Genomic DNA, 18507 nt, shown 5'->3' with positions numbered 1-18507 from the left:
TACCAGCGGACCGCCCATAGGATGACCTCGCCGGTAAAATGCCGCCCTTTGAAATCGTCCATCACAACCGACCTTACCAATCCAAGGGCCCAACCTTGGCAACCGCATCAGAGTTTGCAACAGAGCCCTCACCGCCGACATTGCCGAGGTGCAGGTCGCCAAAGGCTATGCCTCGGTGCTCGACGGTCCGGGCGCAATGGGCGGCGCGATCAACCTCGTCACGTCCAAGCCGGGCGAACCGCTCGAGGCGCGCGCAGGCGGCACGCTCAATCTCGGGCGCAAGGCGGAGTACGCGGGCTACAACGTCTATGGCGTCCTCGGCACGAAGCAGGACCTGTGGTACGCGCAAGCCAGCTTCACGCGCAATTTCCAGGATCACTGGGACCTACCGGGCGGCTACGCCCCCACCGAAGGCTCGGCCGAAGACGGTGGACACCGCGACTTTTCACGCACGCGCGACTGGCGCGTGAACGCCAAGATCGGCTTCACGCCCAACGCCGCCGACGAATATTCGCTGAGCTACACCCGGCAGGAAGGCGCGAAGAACGCCCCGCTTCACGTCACCGATGGCGCTTCCAGCCAGCGCAACTGGACCTGGCCCTACTGGAACATCGACAGCCTCTACTTCCTCTCGAAGACCGCCCTCGGCGACCGCGCGACCTTGCGCACCAAGGTCTATCGCAACAGCTTCGACAACCTGCTGAGCGCCTACGACGACGCAACGCAGACCACCCGCGTCAAGGGCCGCTCGTTCGACAGCTGGTACGCCGATACCGCCTGGGGCGGCTCGGCCCGGCTCGACCTGGACGTGACCGACGCCGACGCGCTCAGCCTCGCCGCACACTACCGCCGCGACAAGCATGTCGAGTGGCAGAAAAGCTTCGCAACCGGCGTGACCGAGCCGCACCAGACCTCCGAAGAGGACACCTACAGCCTGGCGGCCGAAAACCGCCTGTCGCTCGCGCCGAAGCTCGACCTGACCACCGGGGTAAGCTTCGACTGGCGCGATCTCAGGAAGGCGCAGGACTATTCGAGCGGCGCCTACATCGACTACGCGCTCAGCAACGGCAGCGCCTTCAACGCGCAAGGGCAGCTCACCTGGACTCCCGATGCCGCGACGAGCGCACATGCCAGCGTCTCCTCGCGCACGCGGTTTCCCACGCTCTCCGAGCGCTTCTCGACCAGTTTCGGTGGCGCGGTATCGAACCCCAAGCTCAAGGCCGAGCGCGCGACCAACTACGAGATCGGCGCCTCACACCGCTTCGGACCGGTGGAAGCATCGGGCGCCGTTTTCTATGCGCACCTCACCAACGTGATCGTCGCCTTCCCGATGACCTACCAAGGGACCTCGGTGACCCAGAGCCGGAACCTGGGCCATGGCGACTACTACGGGGCGGAACTCGCGCTCGACGCGCAGGTGGCCTCCTGGCTGTCGCTTGGCGGCAACTACACCTGGACCCAGCGCGACCTTGACGATCCCACCGACAGTGCCTTCGAACCGACCGGGGTGCCCACGCACAAGGCCTTCGTCTGGGCCGACCTCGCGCCACTCGCGAAGCTCCACGTGCTCCCCAACATGGACATCGCGTCGAACCGCTGGACAGTGACCACGGACGGCGCGCTCTACTACCGCACCGGCAGCTACGCGCTCGCCAACCTTACCGCACGCTACGAGCTGCGCGAGGGCACGTCATTCAGCCTGGGCGCGCGCAACCTCTTCGACGACTACTACGTGCTGACCGATGGCTTCCCCGCGAGTGGGCGCAGCTTCTTCGTGAGCTTCCAGGCCGCCTATTGAACGCGCTTCAGCGCAGCAAGACGCCCTGCACTTCGCTCCCAGCGAAACGCAGGGTGCGCACGGCCTTGCCGGTATCGACGACCACCTGGTCGACCTGACCGGGATAGACGTCGCGCAGGATCGTGCAGCCGATCCCGAGGCTTTTCGCGCCCTTGGGCAAAGTGCCCGCCAGTTCGATGCGCACCTCGCTCGCGCCGATCTCGGCGCCGGTGATGTGCAGCTCCACGCCGCGCCCGTCCGCCGTGACTGCGAAACGACGCTGGACATAGGCCTTGAGCGCCGCGACGGCCTCGGGATCGTCGAGGCTGGGTTGCGCCTCGGGGGCGATCTCGGCAAGCGCGGGTTCGATGTCGTGCGTTTCGAAACGGTGCGAGACGCTGAGCGCCCCGCCCTCACCCACGCGCACGAAGCTCATCGCATCGTGACCACGGTGCGCGGCGACGGGTACGGGAAGCGCGGCGAGCGTGGCAGGAACCACCAATGCGGCCGCCAGCCGAAGCAGGGCAGGTTTCACCGGTTCACTCCTTGCCCGGCGCATCATAAGTGCGCAGCGATCCGGGCAGGACCTTGACGTTCGAATCCTTCATCCGGTTCTCCGCGTCCTTGGACGTCTCGACTTCCAGTACCGCCGGTTCGATTGCGCCGGTGTAAACGTTGTTCGAACGGTCCGCGTCGGCCGTTTCCCAAAGCGGGTCGAGCTCGGCGGACTTGAGCGTCTTGTCGGTCACGTACTGCCAGGTCACCTTGCGGCTGTCGTGGCGCCAGATCTCGGCGGGAATGCGCGCGGTGTGCGAAGTCCCGTCGGTGAAGTCCATCTTCAGGATCACCGGCATGACGAGGCCGCCCTTGTTCGAAAACGCGAAGCGGTAGAAGTTGTCGGTGACGCCGCGCGCCGCGCGTTCCTCGGGCGTGAGATCGGCGTAAGCCTCGTTCGCCTTCGTCCGGTCCTTGGCGGTGGCGTCGAGCGGATCGATGCCGTCGTAGAAGTCGCGGGTGGCCGGATCGCGCTCGACAACCGTCTTTTGCGTGTTGCGCGCGGCAGTCAGCGAACCGGGATCGCCCTCGCGCCGGGCCTTGCGCGCCTTGGCCGCCGCGTCGGCATCAGCCGGTTCGAGGGTGGCCTTGACCACCTTGTCGAGCGAGATGTCGACGTGGTCGGTCGAATAGAACCAGCCGCGCCAGAACCAGTCGAGGTCGACGCCGCTGCTTTCCTCCATCGTGCGGAAAAAGTCGTAGGGCGTGGGGTGCTTGAAGCGCCAGCGCGTGGCGTATTCGCGGAAAGCCCGGTCGAACAGCTCGCGGCCCAGCACCGTCTCGCGCAGGATGGTGAGCGCGGTGGCGGGCTTGCCGTAGCCGTTGGCACCGAACTGGAGCACCGAATCCGACTGGGTCATCAGCGGGACCTGGTCCTGGCTGAGCATGTATTCGGCGATATCCTTGGGCTCGCCCCGGCGCGCGGGGAAGTCCTTGTCCCACAGCTTCTCCGCCTGGAACTGAAGGAAGGTGTTGAGCCCCTCGTCCATCCAGGTCCACTGCCGCTCGTCCGAATTGACGATCATCGGGAACCAGTCGTGCCCGACCTCGTGGATGACCACCCCGATGAGGCCGTACTTGGCGCGCTCGGTATAGGTCAGGTTTCCGGTTTTCCGGTCCTTGATCGGACGCGGCCCGTTGAAGGTGATCATCGGGTATTCCATGCCGCCCACGGGCCCGTTGACCGACTGCGCGACCGGATAGGGATAGGGAAACGCAAAATGCCCGTAGACGTCGATCGTGTGGGCGATCGACTTGGTCGAATAGGCATCCCACAAGGGGCGCGCTTCCTTGGGGTAGAAGCTCATCGCCATGACCAGCGGCTGATCGGCATAGTCCTGCTTCACGCCCATCGCGTCCCAGGCGAACTTGCGCGAGGAGGCCCAGCCGAAATCGCGTACGTTCTCGGCCGAAAAGACCCAGGTCTTCTCGCCCGACGCCTTGCGCCCCTCGGCGGCGGCGGCTTCCTCGGGGGTGACGACGTAGACCGGGCTGGTGGCGCCGCGCGCCTGTTCGAGGCGCTGGCGCTGCGCAGGCGTGAGCGCGGCCTCCGGGTTCTGGAGAACACCGGTCGCGGCCACGACATGGTCGGACGGGACCGTCAGCGCGACGCGATAGTCGCCGAACTCAAGCGTGAACTCGCCAGAACCGAGGAAGGCCTTGTTGTGCCAGCCTTCGTAGTCCGAATAGACCGCAAGGCGGGGGAACCACTGTGCGCCCTCGAAGATGCAGTTGCCGTCCTCGCCGGCGGCGGTGAAGCATTCGTAGCCGGAACGACCGCCGACGACCTTGTTCTCGACCATCGGAAAGGACCATTCGATGGTGAGCTGCGTTTCGCCGCCGTTGCCCGCAACCGCCTGGGCAAGATCGATGCGCAGCAGGCTGTCGACCACCGTGAACGGCAGCGCCGCACCCGATGCGTCGCGCACCGAGGCAATGGTGAAGCCCCCTTCCCACTCCTGCATCCGCTTGGCGCGGCGCACTTCGGCAAGGCTGATGGTGTCGCCCGAGACGGTGCGGGTCAGCTCGGAAAGCGAATCGCGCTTGTAGTTGTTCTGGTCGAGCAGCAGCCACAGGTAAGGCAGGCTGTCGGGCGAATTGTTGCGGTAGGTGATCGTCTCAAGGCCGCTGACGGAGCGCTTGCCCTCGTCGAGCCGCGCCGTGACGTCATAGTCCACCTTCTGCTGCCAATAGCGGTAGCCCGGCGCGCCCGATGCGTTGCGGTAGTCGGTGGGCGTGGGCCATTCCTCGCCCTCGAGCTGGCGGAACTTGTCCTCGAACGCGCCCTTGGTCTGTTCGATCGGATTGGCCAGTGCCGATGCACTAAAGGCCAGTGCGCCGAGCGAGACCGACGCGAAAACGAGTGCGCCGCCAAGCGCCTTGGTATGGAAAGACAATTGCAACCCCTGAAAAATGCCCGGCGGCGACTGTGATAAGGCCTGGCGCGCAAGTCAATCGAACCCCAGCTGGGTTTCCGCAGAAACGAACGGAACCGGGGCGCGGCCCCACCCGCTGTCCCGGCGCGTTTCAGGTGTGGCCTTGCGCATCGACCGTAGCGCCGGATCGGTGCGTGCTCACATGCGCCGGAGCGGAAGATCGAAACGCCCTTCCGGAAGCGGCCTCCTCCTGAAATTGTGTAAATTACACAATTTTCATGTCCATTGCGCCACCTCAGGTGGTTACAGGCCGCGCCGAAATGCGCATAACTATCCGACAATCGGTCAAAACCCGGATTTCAAACACTAAAGTGGCCACGTGAGCCAGTTTTTTCGCAACTGCAGCGAGTCGGGACCGAGGGCCGGACGCGCCGATGTCAACAGGTTCCAGGCAAACCCATGCGCACCTTCCAAGTCCGACACGTGATCGTTTGCCGCGCGTTCCGCAGACACCACAAGGACTTGCCCCTGCCGCCAGCTTCGGTTGGGACCTGATCGGCCGATTACCGGCCGGATCGGCCCAAAACCCTTCAACTGCCGGTGCGAGGACGCCGCAAGACGCGGCCCGCACATCCCCCCGATACCCCACAAGAATTCAGGGAGTTCTCGTTCCATGAAATCGATCGTGCCCGTTCTTCTCGCCAGCGCCGCCCTGTGCACGCCGGGCATTGCGGCCGCCCAGGCTAGCAGCTCTTCCACGCAAGCGGCCGACCAGAACGGCGGCGACATCATCGTCACCGCCCAGCGCCGCGAAACCACTTTGCAGGATACCCCCGTCGCGATCAGCGCCTTCACCGCCAGCATGCTGCAGGACCGCGGCGTGGTGAAGATGGAGAACATCGCAGCGCAGACGCCCGGTCTCAACATCCAGCCGGTCACCGCCTCGCCCAACGCCGTGCAGATCAGCATGCGTGGCGCCTTCGAGCAGAACGGCGGCACGAGCACCTCGGAATCGCCGGTCGCGATCTACATCGACGACGTCTACCAATCGCGGCTCTCGGCTGCGAACTACGATCTCGCCGACATCGAGCGCGTCGAGGTCCTGCGTGGACCCCAGGGCACGCTTTATGGCCGCAACTCGATGACCGGCGCGATCAAGCTGGTCACCCGCCAGCCCGACGGATCAACCTGGTTCAACACCGACCTCAGCTACGCGAGCTACCAGGAAACCAAGATCAAGGGCAGCGTGGGCATGGCGCTCACCGACCACATCGCGCTGGCCGCCTCGGGCTTCTACGACCACCGCGACAAAGGCTGGATGTACGACGCCACGCTCGACAAGCGCGTGGGTACCTTCACCCGCTACGGCGGCCAGATCGCGCTCGGCATCTATGACGTCCCCAACCTCGAGGCGAGCGTAACCGGGCGCACCAGCGCAAGCCTTTCGGACGGCCAGTACTACGTTCCGGTCGACGTCACCAACGGCGGCGGTGCAAGCAGCGGCTTCTACACCTCGAATACCCCGCGCGAAGCGGATGGCGACACCCGCCAGAAGAGCCTCTCGGGTCACCTCGGCTACGACTTCGGCAGCGTGAAGGTGCGCTCGATCACCGCCTACCAGCACCTGACCGACAACTGGGCGATGGACTTCTCGGGTGGCTACGATGATCCGTACTCGGGCCAGACCATCGCCGGCTTCTACCGCAGCAGCACCGCGCGCCAGCACCAGTTCAGCGAGGAACTCCAGGCGCTCGGCAGCGCGCTCGACGACCGGCTAAACTGGATCGTGGGCGGCTTCTACTTCAAGGAAAAGTCCGAGCAGACCTTCAACGACGAGCTGGCGGCCTATGGCCTGAGCTACCAGCCGAGCCGCTTCGACCAGGATTCCGAGAGCCTCGCAGGTTACGCCCAGGTCGATTACAAGCTGCTCGACAAGCTGACCGCGACGGTCGGCCTGCGCTTCAGCCACGACGACAAGAACTTCCTTGGCCTCTCGCCGAATGGTGCGGGCACCGACGCGGACCTCGTCGCCAGCACGGCAAGCGTCAAGGCCAACGTGTGGACGCCGCGCTTCAACCTCCAGTACGACTTCACCCCCGACATCATGGCCTACGCCACGGTCTCGAAGGGCTATCGCGCGGGCGGCTTCAACTCGCTCGTCGTCGCCGACCCGACCAACTACGGCTCGGCCTACAAGCCCGAAACGGTGTGGTCCTACGAAGGTGGCCTCAAGCTGCAGGGCTTTGATCGCAAGGCGCATCTCAACATCGCAGCCTATTACGAGGACCTGAAGGACCTGCAGACGCTGGCCGACATCGGCGGCGGCTCGTTCATCACCCAGAACGCGGCCGGTGCGCGCATCTGGGGCATCGAATGGGAAGCGGGTGTGACCCCCGCCAAAGGCCTCTCGCTCTTCGCCAGCGGGGCCTACACCAACGACAAGTACACCGAACTTGCGGAAACCTCCCAGGCCTACCTGCTGGGTGCGGAGCGACTGCCACTTATCTCGCGCTGGCAGTGGCAGGCGGGTGGCTCGTACGAGCTGGGCCTGGGCGAAAGCGCGGGTTCGCTGGTCTTTGCGGGCGACGTCAACCACCGCGACGAATACTATGGCCAGGTCGCCAATTACGCGGCGAGCCTGGTGCCCGGCTACACCCGCGCCAACGCCTCGGTCACCTGGAAGAACCCGAGCGACAAGCTCGAGGTCTACCTGCAGGCCACAAACGTCACCAACGCGAAGGACTACGCCTCGGCGCTGGTGTTCATCGCCGGGGTCTTCGGCAACACCTACCCGCAAGAGCCACGTATCGTGCGCGGAGGCTTTCGCTACAAGTTCTGAAGGTACGGTCGGGCCGGCGCTTTCACGAAGCGCCGGCCTCTTTCATTTCCGTCCTCGCAAAATGGGGACACCCAAAAGGCGAGAAGGAGCACGCGCCATGACCACCTCGAGGCACCACCGCACGTCGCTGGCGCGTCGGCGCATCCTTGCCGCGGGGGCCTGCGCAGCCGCCGGGATGCTCCTGCCGCGCGCAGGCGTTAGCGCGACACGAGGCGGCACTCGAACCGCCCCCGAAACTCTTCTGGACCAGCGCTGGGATATCGTGATCGTGGGCGGCGGCTCGGCCGGCTGCGTGCTCGCACGGCGGCTGAGCGAAGACGGGCAGCGCCGGGTGCTCCTGCTCGAGGCAGGTGAAGCGGTGCACGACCCCGCGGTCGACGCACCCCCGGCCTGGCCGTCGCTAGCCGGTGGCGCCTACGACTGGAAGTACCGCTCGACGCCGCAGGAAGGCCTCGATGGACGCTCGGTCCCCGAGCCGCGGGGCAAGGGCCTCGGCGGCTCGACACTGATCAATGCGCTGGGCTACCAGCGTGGACCGCACGAGGCCTATGACGCCTGGGCCGAGGCGACTGGTGACCAGGGCTGGAGTTTCGCCGGGCTGCTGCCCTATTTCAAGCGCCTGGAGACCGCCTCGGACGGCGGTGACGAGTGGCGCGGCGGCGAAGGTCCGCTCCACGTCCTCCAGCTCGGCTCGCTCCCCGACCAGAACCCTTATTCCGTGGCGATCGCGAAGGCAGGGGTAAACCAGGGCCATGCGCTCAATCCCGACTGGAACGGCGCGCGCGCCGACGGCACGATCTGGAGCCAGCTGACGATCCGCGAAGGAAAGCGCGACACCGCCGCCAGCGCCTTCCTCGATCCGGTCCGCCCGCGGCCCAACCTTGCCGTGATCACTGGCGCCCAGGTGCTCAAGGTCCGGGTCGCGAACGGCGCCTGCAGCGGTGTCGAACTTGCGCTTGCGGGCACGACCCGCAGCGTCGAGGCGGACGAGACGATACTTTCGGCAGGCGCCATCGACTCTCCGCGCCTGCTCCTGCTGTCGGGCATCGGCGATCCCGAGGAACTGGCCCGGCACGACATCGCGGTCACCGCCGCGCTGCCGGGTGTGGGCCGATCGCTGCATGACCATCCCCTGATGGCGGGCCTGTGCTTTTCCGCCGCCAAGCCGCTCCCCGCCTCGCACTACAACCACTGCGAAACGATGGTGATCGCGCAAAGCCGCCATTCGCCGGGCTGGGCCGACCTGCAGCTCATGGCGCTTTCGGTACCGTTCCTGCTGCCCCACATCGGCCCCGCGCCCGCCAATCCGTTCTCGATCGTGCCCTCGCTGATGTACCCGCGCAGCGAAGGCCGCCTGACACTCGCAAGCGCGGACCCGCTGGCCCCGGCGGTGATCGACCCAGCCTATCTCGAGAACGCGACCGACGTCGCGGTGCTGGTCGAGGGTGTCGAGATGGCGCGCGCGCTGGTCGCGGATCCGGCCATGGCCGAGTGGGCCGCCCGAGAAATCTATCCCGGTCCCGCCATCCACGGACAGGCGCTCGCCGAGCACGTTCGCCGCAGTGCCTCGCCTTTCTTCCATCCGGTCTCGACCTGCCGCATGGGGCGCGAGGGGGACGAGAGTGCGGTCGTCGATACCGCATGTCGCGTACGCGGTGTCGCGCGCCTCAGGGTCGTCGACGCCTCGGTGTTCCCTTCCATCCCACAGGCGATGACCAACGCCGCGACGCTCGCCGTGGCCGAGCGCGCGAGCGACCTCATTCGTGCGGTGGTGACGCCGGCCTGATCAAGAGGGGCGGACCCGGGGCGCCTGGGCCTTGCGCAGGCGCGTGCGTGGCAACGGTTCTTCGGCCGGATAGGCTGCGACGAGCGCCTGCAGGCGTGCGCGCACATCGTCCGAGAGGGCTACCCCATCGCGGTGGTAGTCGCGCCGCCCTGCAAACGCCTCGTCGACGAGGTCGTCGTGCTGGCTGCCCATCAATCCGTTGATCGCGCTCAGGTAGCGCGACATACCAAGATAGCGCTCGTCGGGCTCGAGCGAACGCAAGGTGTCGTAGAACGAGACCTGCCGGCTGACGATCTTGCGCATCGCGTGGAAACGGTGCGCGGTAATCTCGGGCTCGGCCAGCCAACGGCGCAGGCGCGCGATCTCGCTCTTGCGAAAGCGCTCGAAGCCCTCGGCATCGTCGATCTTCACTCCCGCGATTTCGCGGCGCACCGCACGCCAGGCGGGCCAGCTCAGCAATGCCCTCAGGACCATCGCATACCCCGTCACCGCGCGCCGCCGCTCGAGCTTGAAGGCATCCTGCAAATGGCCGAGCACCGCCACCTTGGCGCGCAGCAGCGGCGGAACCTTGTGCTGTGCGGTGTAGAGTACGAGCGCGAAGCGCAACTGCTTGTAGCGGGCGCGGATCAGCTTGTAGCGTCGGCGTGCATCCGCGCTGAGATCGCCGGTTCGCAGAAGCGTACGGGTTAGCGCAAGCAGTTCGGTGCGATCGGCACCCTCCTCCCAGAATTGCAGGCACAGGGCAAAGCAGCGCTGCATCTGCGCCGCGTCGCAGGCCAGCGGCAGCGGTTGCGGCAGGCGGACCACCGGATCGACGACGTCGTTCAGTTCCACCGCGTCGAACAGCGCGGCCAGCACCGGGCGCGGAAAGGCGTTCATGCCGCGGCTCCGATCATGTTTTCGTGGACGAGTTCATGGCGCAAGCGATAAGCCCAGAAGGTAGGCACCAGCATGAACAGCGTCTTGAGCACAACGCCCGCGACATAGGCGAGCCCCGCTCCCCACAAGCCGAAGAAGTGGACCAGCACCACAAGCAGGACCGCATAGCCCGCCGCCGAGGCGGCCTGTGCCACCAGCGCCGAACGCTCGCGCCCCGCCATGTAGAGCAGCGATTCGAGCGGGAACGCCGCCATCGCGACGATCAGCGAGACCGTCATCAGCTGCAGCAGATCGAAGGCGGCCACGTAACGCGCGCCGAACACCAGGTCGATCACCGGCTCGCCGCCAAGGCTCACCACGACCAGCACGAGGAAGGCAATCACCGCCGAAAGCGCCGCACTGCGAAGCGCAAGGTGCCAGGGATGCGCGCTCGCCGGATCGAGGCGCATGATCTCGGGGTAGAAGCTGCGCTGGAGCAGGTCGGCCGGCTTGCTGGCCGAATCGAAGAAAGTCGCCGCGATCTTGAACAGGCCCGCCGCCGCCGGTCCCAGCAGTGCGCCCACGATGAGATTGCTCACTGGCCCCCAGGCCGCCCAGATCGAATGGGCGACATTGGTCGTCCACACGAAGCTCCACGACTTGCTGAGCCGCCGCGCGGGACCGAACAGTCCCGGCTTCAGCGCCCCCAACTGCTCGTGCCGGCGCAGCTCCCGCACCGCCAGCACCCATAGGCACAGGTCGCCCGCGAGGTCGGCCACGAACCAGGTTGCAACGAACCCGGCAAAGCCGAAGCCACCGAAATAGGCGATCAGCGCTCCGACGCCGCGCAGCAGCGGGGTTACCAGTTGCTGCAGGGCGATCTGGTCGAAACGGTCGAACACGCGCAGCACGCCGGTCGGCGTCGCCGCGGTCATCGTCGGGATTAGGAGGCAGTAAAGCACCATCAGCGGCAGGTGCTCGCGCCCGATGCCCAGCCAATCGACCGCCCAAGGCAAGGCCACCATGCCACAAACCATGCCGACAAGGCCGCTGGCAAGGTCGAGCCCCACCGAGAACCCGGTGACGTCGCGCAAGGTCGCCATGTCGCCGCGTTCGAGCGCCGGAGTGCCGTAGCGCACGATGAACTGCCAGGTCTGGAACTTGACCACCGCGCCCACGCCGTTGGCGTAGGAGTGGATGAGGATGAGCGTGCCGAACAGCGCGGCGCTCATCCCGCGTCCCGCGCAGGCCAGCGCGATCAGCCCGAGCAGCGCACCGCCCAGCTTGCCCGAAGCGAGATAGGAAGCGTTGCGCAGGATCGTGCGGAACACACCATCGGAAAACCAGCGCTTGAGCGAGCTCGCAACCATCAGGCCACCATGCTCCACTTCACGCGTCCAGCCAGGCGCTCGGCGACGGCCGCCTTGGCCGACGCCAGCACGTTCTCGATCGGCTCGTGCGAATCGAGCTCGACGATCGGAGCCCCGCCGAAGCGTAGCTTGGGCAATTCCTCGATCTTGCGGGCGAGTGACTGGGGCCGGTGGTCGGGCTTGCGCGCCAGCGCGGTCTCGAGCGAGACGTTGAGGCGAAGCACGAGATCGGGCTCGTGCGAAGCCATCTCGTCGAACAGGCGCCGCTCGGAGCGCGCGAGCCAGCCGACGAGCCCGGTCGGGCGCGCGGTGGCGAGGCCGGGCCCGTCCATCGCGCCGGGCACCGCGACTTGCGGAAAACGGTCAGCGAGGATCATGTTTCCGCCCGCGCGCAGCCGCTGCATGCGCCGGAACCGGCGCACGCGGCGCAGCGCGAAGAGGTAGATCACCAGCGCCGCCAGCAAACCCGGGCCACGCTCGCTTTGCGCGGTGCGTGCCTTGGCCTGGATCGAGGTGTCGAGCTTGCGCCCGAACATCGGCAACCGTGCGATCTGGCGCCCGATATTGCCCGACTGCTTGCCCAGGTGACAGCTCACGGTGGGCCGCTGCGCGTCAAGCCACTCAAGCAGTTCGCCGGTCAGCGTCGACTTGCCCGAACCATCGCAACCGACCACCGCGATCAGCGGGGCTGGATTGAAGCTACCATCGTTCATGCTGCCATTACCGCCTGAATCAGGGCCAGAACCGTCTCGAGGACCTCGCTATAAGGACGGGTCGCATCGATGTCGACGATATGCGCCCCGGCGAAGTTCAAGGTCGGCACGATCGCGAGCTTCTTCTCGAGCAATTCGCGGGTGTGGTCGGACTTGCGTGCAAGCGCCGTCTCGACATCGACGTTGAGGCGGATGATCAGGGTCGGACGATAGGCGGCCATGTCCTCGTAAAGCCGACGCTCGCGCGCGGCCAACCGCTCGACCAGCGGCGAGCCACGGCGCAGCCACGAGAGCCCGGGACCGTCGAAACTGCCGGGCAGTTCGGCTTGCGGATAGCGATCGGTGATGACCCGGATACCCTGGCGACGGAAGGCCAGCACGCGATCGAAGCGGCGCCTGCGCGCGCGCGAAAAACCGTACATGACAAGCGCGGTCGCCAGCCCGGGCAAGCGCTTGTCCGGCGAGGAGTGCGCCTTCCTGGCCTTGCCGCCGAGATAGCGTTCGGCCAGCTTGCCGATCAACGGAAGGCGTCCGATGCGGCGCCCGAGATCGCCGGTGCCGAGGCCGAGATACATCGTGCGGGTCGGCGCGCGGCGGTCGAGCAGCGCGGTAATGTCGCGCGCGAGCGTCGACTTGCCCGAGCCATCGCAGCCCACAAGCGCCACACAGGGCGCCAGGCCATCCGCATCCGCCCGGCCATCCGCGCCAAGGGGCGCCTCGAGGGTGGACCAATTCGCGCCAGTCGGCGAGGAAATCGGAAATGTCATAAATCTGTAGTCGCCTTGGGGTACACGTTGCACCGTGGACGCGTGTGCCGCGCACGTCCGGACGCCGTCCTCTATTCCGCAAACCTGATGCCAACCTTATGGAAGACGCGCCTCTGCTCGCCGTTTGACGCGCCCCGATTCCCAGCGTAACCCCCGGTTTTCGCACCCACCTATCCCTCGCTTTCGGAGCTCTCGCGTTGCCCCGCCTCCTGCTTGCGGAAGACGATCCGGACCTTGGCCCGACCATCCGTCGCGCGCTCGACCTCGATGGCTATATCGTCGACCTGTTCACCCGCGGCGACGATGCCCTGGCTGCGGCACGCTGGAACGAGTACGACGTGATCCTTCTCGACATCGGCCTGCCCCACGGCGACGGGCTCCACGTCCTTCGCGAACTGCGCGCCGCGCGCCACGCCACTCCGGTCATCATCGTGACCGCATTCGATCGCACCCAGCAACGCATCGCCGGACTCGACGCCGGGGCCGATGACTACGTGGTCAAACCCGTCGACCTCGATGAGCTCGCGGCCCGCATCCGCGCCCAATTGCGCCGCAGCGACGGGCGCACGAACGACACTCTGAGCGTGGGATCGGTGACGCTCGACGTGGCCGGCCACGTCGCCACGCAGGCAGGCGAAGCGGTCCAGCTCACCGCCAAGGAATTTCGCGTTCTCGCCCTGCTCATGCGCCGCAGCCGGCGTTTCGTCTCGAAGGCCGACCTCGAGGCCGAACTCTACGACCAGGACAACTGGGCCGAATCGAACACCGTCGAAGTCGCCATTTCCGCGCTGCGCCGAAAGCTCGGCCGCGATTTCATCCGCACCGCGCGAGGCCTGGGCTACATGGTGGGCGAGCAGACCTCGTGAAACGCTCCTCGCTCTCGCTTCAGCTCTATCGCCGCGTGCTGCTGCTGCTGGGCCTCACCGGCCTCGCGATCGGCGCGATCCTATATCTCGTCGCGCAGCGCGAGATCGGCAACGCCTCGGACGCGCAACTGATCAGCGCCGCCCGGCTGCTCGAGGTGATGATGCAGGACGAGCTCACCAGCGGCGTGCTCGTGCGCCAGAACCAGATCATCGCCGCCGATGGCAATCCCCTGATCTCCTCCGAGGACGCGCAGGCTTTCCAGGCCTCCTACGATTCGTGCATGTTCATCGTGTTCTGGAAAGGCCGCATCGTGACCCAGTCGGGCGAAGGCGGACCTGCGCGGCTCGTCCCCCGGCGAACCGGGCTTCACACCTTCACCGCGCTGGGCGACCAATGGCGCAGCTTCGGGCTCGAAGGCACCACCCCTGGCCTCCTGATCGTGGTGGCCGAACGCGGGGGCATGCGCGAATTCTCGATCGTGCGCATGCTGAGCGAGCTCGCCGTGCCGCTGGTGGGATTGCTGCTCGCCGCGACGATGGTGCTCTGGTGGACGCTTCACAAGGGCTTCGCCCAGGTCGAGCGCCTCGCCTCCACCCTCAATGCCCGCTCGCTCTCGGATCTCGAACCGCTCGCACCCGAGGAATGGCCGAGCGATTTCGGCCCGATCATCTCGTCGCTCAACCGGCTCTTCGACCGCCTCGGCGGCGCCTACGAGCTCGAGCAGGCCTTCACCGACGACGTGGCGCACGAACTGCGCACCCCACTCGCCGCGATCCGTGCGCAGGCCCAGATGGTGCGCAAGCTCGACGCCGCCGCCACTTGCGAGGATTTCTCCCGCCTCGTCGCGATGGTCGATCGCGCCCACAACCTGATCGAGGGGATGCTGGTGCTCGCCCGTCTCAACGCGACGTCGCTCGCGCTGCGCTCTGTCGACGTTCACGCCCTCGTCGCCGACGTCGTCGCCGACGCCCTCATCAACCTACCCGCCGACGCGATGGAATGCAGTGTCACGCCCGATCACGTCGTGCGCTGGAACTGTGACGCGGCGCTGCTGCAGATTGCGCTCGCCGCGGTCATCGGCAACGCCACGCGTCATGCGCGCGAGGGTGGGCGGCTCGACATCGCGCTGGTGCGTGGCGAGGACCGCCTCGTCGTAACGGTCGCCGACCGGGGTCCGGGTATCGCCCGTTCCGAACGCGAACGCATGACACACCGCTTCGAACATGGTTCGCTGGCGACCTCGGGGAGTGGCCTGGGGCTCTCGATCGCCAGCAAGGCGCTGGGCCTGCTGGGCGGCTCGTTGTGGCTGAAGGACCGCCCCGATGGCAGCGGACTGCTCGTCGTCATGACCATCGGCCAGCCGCTGAAACCCCGGCGTCCGGGCATTCGCGACGAGGCGCCTCGCTGAGCCGGTACCGCGGGGCGCGGCACAATCGAAAATCGGCCCGGTTCCCATCAGCTTCGCATCAGGTACACTGGCTAAGCGGGCGGAGCGCCGACATCGTCCCCCCCCCGCACACCCCGCCCCGATGTCGGCGCAAACTCTCTTCAAGCCACGCCTGCCTTCCAGACGTCGCGGCCCACCGGGGAGAGTTCCACGGCGCCGGTTGCCTTCGCGCTCGCAGCAGGCCAACCTGCCCCTCAGGCGGGGATCGGGGCGCACGCATTTCCAGAAATTCCTGCCTTGTATGAAAGAGCTTGCCTTGCGCGGCGTGACGGCAACGAAGCCGCACGGCCGTGAGGTCATGCGCGAACAGGAGACAGGACATGCGGATTTGGCGCGGGACGATCGGCTTCACGGCGATCGCCCTCTTGATGACCTCGCCGGGCTACGCCCAGATATCGCCGTCCAATACGCTGGGCGTCTCGACGCCCGCCGAGAGCTTTCCGCAAGAACCCGGCAGCGACTACTTCCTCGCCAACTACACCCAGTACGAGGCCTATCTCAAGAAACTCGCCAGCCAGTCGGACCGCATCAAGCTGATCGACATCGGCAAGAGCGCGCAAGGCCGCACGATGTGGGTGGCCGTGGTGTCCTCTCCCGAAAATCTGGCCCGGCTCGACCACTACAAGGCGATCAACGCAAAGCTGGCGCGCGCCGAGGGGCTCGACGATGCCACCGCCCGCGGGCTGGCGGATGAAGGCAAGGCCTTCGTGTGGATCGATGCCGGGATGCACGCCACCGAGACGGTCACCACCCAGTCGCAGATCCACGTTCTCTACCGCATGCTGACCCAAAGCGACGCCGAGACGAAGCGCATCCTCGACGACGTGATCATCCTCTTCGGCCAGGACAACCCCGACGGCCTCCAGCTCGTCGCCGACTGGTACATGCGCGAGAAAGACCCCAAGAAGCGCGAATTCGACACGATCCCGAGGCTCTACCAGAAGTACGTCGGGCACGATAACAACCGCGACAGCTTCATGGCGCAGATGCCCGAGACCGAGGCCGTCAACCGCGTGCTGTTTCGCGAATGGTATCCCCAGATCGTGTTCAACCAGCACCAGACGGGGCCTGCGGGCATGGTCGTATTCGTGCCGCCGTTCCGCGATCCCTTCAACTACAACTACGACCCGCTGATCATGACCGAGCTCCAGGAATTGGGCTCGACCATGCACAGCCGCCTGATCGCCGAGGGCAAGGGCGGTTCGGGCATGCGCAGCGCCGCGCCCTACTCCACCTGGCACAACGGCATGGAGCGCTCGGTCGCCTACTTCCATAACGCCATCGGCCTCCTGACCGAGATCATCGGCAGCCCGACGCCAATGACGATCCCGCTCGTGCCCGAAGTGCAGCTCCCCGACAACGACAAGCCGCTGCCGATCGCGCCACGCGAATGGCACCTGGCGGACAGCCTCGAATACCAGTGGAGCCTCGACCGCGCGGTGCTCGACTACGCCTCGCGCAACCGCGACCGACTCCTGTTCAACTACTACCGCATGGGGCGCAACGGCATCGAGCGGGGCCTCAAGGACAGCTGGACAACCACACCGCAGCGAATTGACGCGCTCGAGGCGGCAGGCAAGGATCGGCCCGACCCCAACGCCAAGGAAGGCCATGACCGCGCCAAGCCGGTCGATCCCAAGCTCTATGGCGAAGTGCTCGAAGATCCTGCGCGCCGCGACCCGCGCGCCTACGTGATCCCACGTGGCCAGCGCGACCTGCCCACCACCGTCGCCTTCCTCAATGCGCTCCTCAAGAACGGCGTCGAAGTCCTCGAGGCACGCCAAGCGTTCACCGCATCGGGCCAGAGCTACCCCGCCGGATCGTGGATCGTGAAGACCGCGCAGGCCTACCGCCCGCACGTGCTCGACATGTTCGAGCCGCAAGACCACCCACACGACCTCGCCTACCCCGGCGGCCCGCCCAAGGCGCCTTACGACATCACCGGGTACACGCTCTCCGAGCAGATGGGCGTCGACTATGCGCGCGTGTTCGAGACGCTCGACGTACCGGCCGGCCCGGTCACCGACCTGATCACGGTACCCGCCGGGCGCGTCATCGGCGAGGGCCGCGCAGGCTGGCTCGTGCGCCACGAGACCAACAACAGCTTCATCCTCACCAACCGCCTGCTCAAGGCCGGGTTGCCCGTATCCTGGCTCCAGTCGGCGACCACGGCCGATGGCGTGGACTTCGCCCCCGGCGCGGTGTGGATTCCGGCTTCGGCACAAGCCGCGAAGATCGTCACGGGCTCGCTCGCGGGGCTCGGTATCGATGCCTATGCCCTGGACACCGCGCCCACCGGCGCCACGCTCCCGATCAGGCCGGTGCGCGTCGGGCTCGTCGACCAGTACGGCGGCGTCATCGCCTCGGGCTGGACGCGCTGGCTGCTCGAACGGTACGAATTCCCCTTCGAGGTGGTCTACCCGAGCGCGCTCGACAAGGGGAACCTCAAGGCCCGCTACGACGTGCTCGTCTTCGCCAACGGCACGGTGCCCCCGGTCAAGGACGGTCCTTGGGCCGGACGCACCTCGAAGATGCCGGACGCTGCAAAGATCCCTGCGAACTATCGCTCCGAACTCGGCCTCGTGACGGCCGCCAAGACGGCCCCTGCCCTTTCCGCCTTCGCCCAGGGCGGCGGCACGATCATCGCCATCGGCAACGCCGCGCAGCTCGCGACCATGCTGAAGGCCCCTCTTCGCCCTGCTCTCGCCAAGGACGAGGACGGCACGCTCAAGGGCCTCTCGACCAAGGAGTTCTTCATCCCCGGCGCCCTCCTCGAAGCGCGCGTCGACCCACGCCAGCCGCTCGCCTACGGCGTCGCGGACGAGGTCACCTTGTTCTTCGACCGCAGCCAGTCGTTCAAACTGACCGGCGAGGCCGGACAGGTGACGCAGGTCTCGTGGTACGACAGCGCCAGCCCTCTGCGCAGCGGATGGGCGGTGGGGCAGGAACGCCTCGAAGGCACCACCGCGATCGCCGACGTCACGCTCGGCAAGGGCAAGCTCTTCGTGATGGGCCCCGAAGTGACCCAGCGCGCACAGCCCTACCCCACCTTCAAATTCCTATTCAACGGCATCCTCTACGGCCCTGCCGCAAATTCGGAACGCTGACAGGCAACGAAAAAGCCCCCGGAAAATCCGGGGGCTTTTTCTAAGT

12 protein-coding genes are annotated in these 18507 nt (G+C 66.5%); 6 read left to right on the top strand and 6 right to left on the bottom strand.

Features of this window, described 5'->3' with window-relative positions:
* Window positions 1–148: 148 nt before the first annotated feature.
* On the top strand, window positions 149–1798 hold the full coding sequence (locus HT136_RS15465; RefSeq protein ID WP_343222206.1) for a TonB-dependent receptor: 1650 nt from the start codon (window positions 149–151) through the stop codon (window positions 1796–1798).
* A 7-nt stretch (window positions 1799–1805) separates the two neighbouring features.
* Here the strand turns inward: HT136_RS15465 and HT136_RS15460 are convergent, their stop codons facing one another.
* Window positions 1806–2312, bottom strand: coding sequence for a DUF6702 family protein (locus HT136_RS15460; RefSeq protein ID WP_214200685.1), 507 nt, complete (start codon window positions 2310–2312; stop codon window positions 1806–1808).
* A 4-nt stretch (window positions 2313–2316) separates the two neighbouring features.
* Window positions 2317–4728 carry a M1 family metallopeptidase gene (locus HT136_RS15455; RefSeq protein ID WP_246543748.1) on the bottom strand — a complete coding sequence of 804 codons (2412 nt, stop codon included), beginning with the start codon at window positions 4726–4728 and terminating at the stop codon, window positions 2317–2319.
* A gap of 652 nt (window positions 4729–5380) precedes the next feature.
* Here HT136_RS15455 and HT136_RS15450 point away from each other — a divergent pair.
* Window positions 5381–7546 (top strand): TonB-dependent receptor, encoded by a 2166-nt coding sequence (locus HT136_RS15450; RefSeq protein WP_214200684.1) that lies wholly within the window; start codon window positions 5381–5383, stop codon window positions 7544–7546.
* Between the two features lie 97 nt (window positions 7547–7643).
* Complete coding sequence (locus tag HT136_RS15445) at window positions 7644–9332, top strand: GMC family oxidoreductase (RefSeq protein ID WP_214200683.1); 1689 nt, start codon at window positions 7644–7646, stop codon at window positions 9330–9332.
* On the opposite strand, the gene HT136_RS15440 is transcribed toward HT136_RS15445, so the two are convergent.
* From HT136_RS15440 to HT136_RS15425, 4 genes are read right to left on the bottom strand one after another with little or no spacing between them, the layout of a single operon-like run.
* The gene (locus tag HT136_RS15440; RefSeq protein ID WP_214200682.1) at window positions 9333–10211 is read right to left on the bottom strand and encodes a hypothetical protein; all 879 of its coding nucleotides are present in this window, start codon (window positions 10209–10211) and stop codon (window positions 9333–9335) included.
* Window positions 10208–11560: a lipopolysaccharide biosynthesis protein gene (locus tag HT136_RS15435; protein WP_214200681.1), complete on the bottom strand. Its 1353-nt coding sequence runs from the start codon at window positions 11558–11560 to the stop codon at window positions 10208–10210. Before HT136_RS15435 ends, HT136_RS15440 begins: the two co-directional genes overlap by 4 nt.
* Window positions 11560–12273, bottom strand: a complete 714-nt coding sequence (locus HT136_RS15430; protein WP_214200680.1) for a nucleoside/nucleotide kinase family protein — start codon at window positions 12271–12273, stop codon at window positions 11560–11562. Before HT136_RS15430 ends, HT136_RS15435 begins: the two co-directional genes overlap by 1 nt.
* Entirely contained in the window at window positions 12270–13040 is a 771-nt protein-coding gene (locus HT136_RS15425) for a nucleoside/nucleotide kinase family protein (RefSeq protein ID WP_214200679.1), read from the bottom strand. The genes HT136_RS15430 and HT136_RS15425 overlap by 4 nt, the downstream gene beginning before the upstream one ends.
* Window positions 13041–13237: 197 nt before the next feature.
* Between HT136_RS15425 and HT136_RS15420 the strand changes: the two genes are divergently transcribed.
* The 3 genes from HT136_RS15420 (at window position 13238) to HT136_RS15410 (ending at window position 18461) form a co-directional block, all read left to right on the top strand.
* Window positions 13238–13906 carry a response regulator transcription factor gene (locus tag HT136_RS15420; RefSeq protein ID WP_214200678.1) on the top strand — a complete coding sequence of 223 codons (669 nt, stop codon included), beginning with the start codon at window positions 13238–13240 and terminating at the stop codon, window positions 13904–13906.
* Complete coding sequence (locus tag HT136_RS26620) at window positions 13903–15315, top strand: sensor histidine kinase (protein ID WP_214200677.1); 1413 nt, start codon at window positions 13903–13905, stop codon at window positions 15313–15315. Before HT136_RS15420 ends, HT136_RS26620 begins: the two co-directional genes overlap by 4 nt.
* Window positions 15316–15674: 359 nt before the next feature.
* Window positions 15675–18461 (top strand): M14 family metallopeptidase, encoded by a 2787-nt coding sequence (locus HT136_RS15410; RefSeq protein ID WP_246543747.1) that lies wholly within the window; start codon window positions 15675–15677, stop codon window positions 18459–18461.
* The last annotated feature ends 46 nt before the right edge of the window (window positions 18462–18507 follow it).

The organism is Novosphingobium profundi, assembly GCF_018491765.1.
GTDB lineage: Bacteria > Pseudomonadota > Alphaproteobacteria > Sphingomonadales > Sphingomonadaceae > Novosphingobium > Novosphingobium profundi.
The sequence above is the reverse complement of the archived record's forward strand: the minus strand, read 5'-3'. Positions and strand labels throughout refer to the sequence as shown.

Bases quoted from the DNA above. Each gene is read 5' to 3' on its own strand.
- HT136_RS15445 (WP_214200683.1), top strand. From the start codon at position 7,644: ATGACCACCTCGAGGCACCACCGCACGTCGCTGGCGCGTCGGCGCATC.
- HT136_RS15435 (WP_214200681.1), bottom strand. From the start codon at position 11,560: ATGGTTGCGAGCTCGCTCAAGCGCTGGTTTTCCGATGGTGTGTTCCGC.
- HT136_RS15425 (WP_214200679.1), bottom strand. From the start codon at position 13,040: ATGACATTTCCGATTTCCTCGCCGACTGGCGCGAATTGGTCCACCCTC.
- HT136_RS15450 (WP_214200684.1), top strand. From the start codon at position 5,381: ATGAAATCGATCGTGCCCGTTCTTCTCGCCAGCGCCGCCCTGTGCACG.
- HT136_RS15410 (WP_246543747.1), top strand. From the start codon at position 15,675: ATGCGGATTTGGCGCGGGACGATCGGCTTCACGGCGATCGCCCTCTTG.
- HT136_RS15430 (WP_214200680.1), bottom strand. From the start codon at position 12,273: ATGAACGATGGTAGCTTCAATCCAGCCCCGCTGATCGCGGTGGTCGGT.
- HT136_RS15440 (WP_214200682.1), bottom strand. From the start codon at position 10,211: ATGAACGCCTTTCCGCGCCCGGTGCTGGCCGCGCTGTTCGACGCGGTG.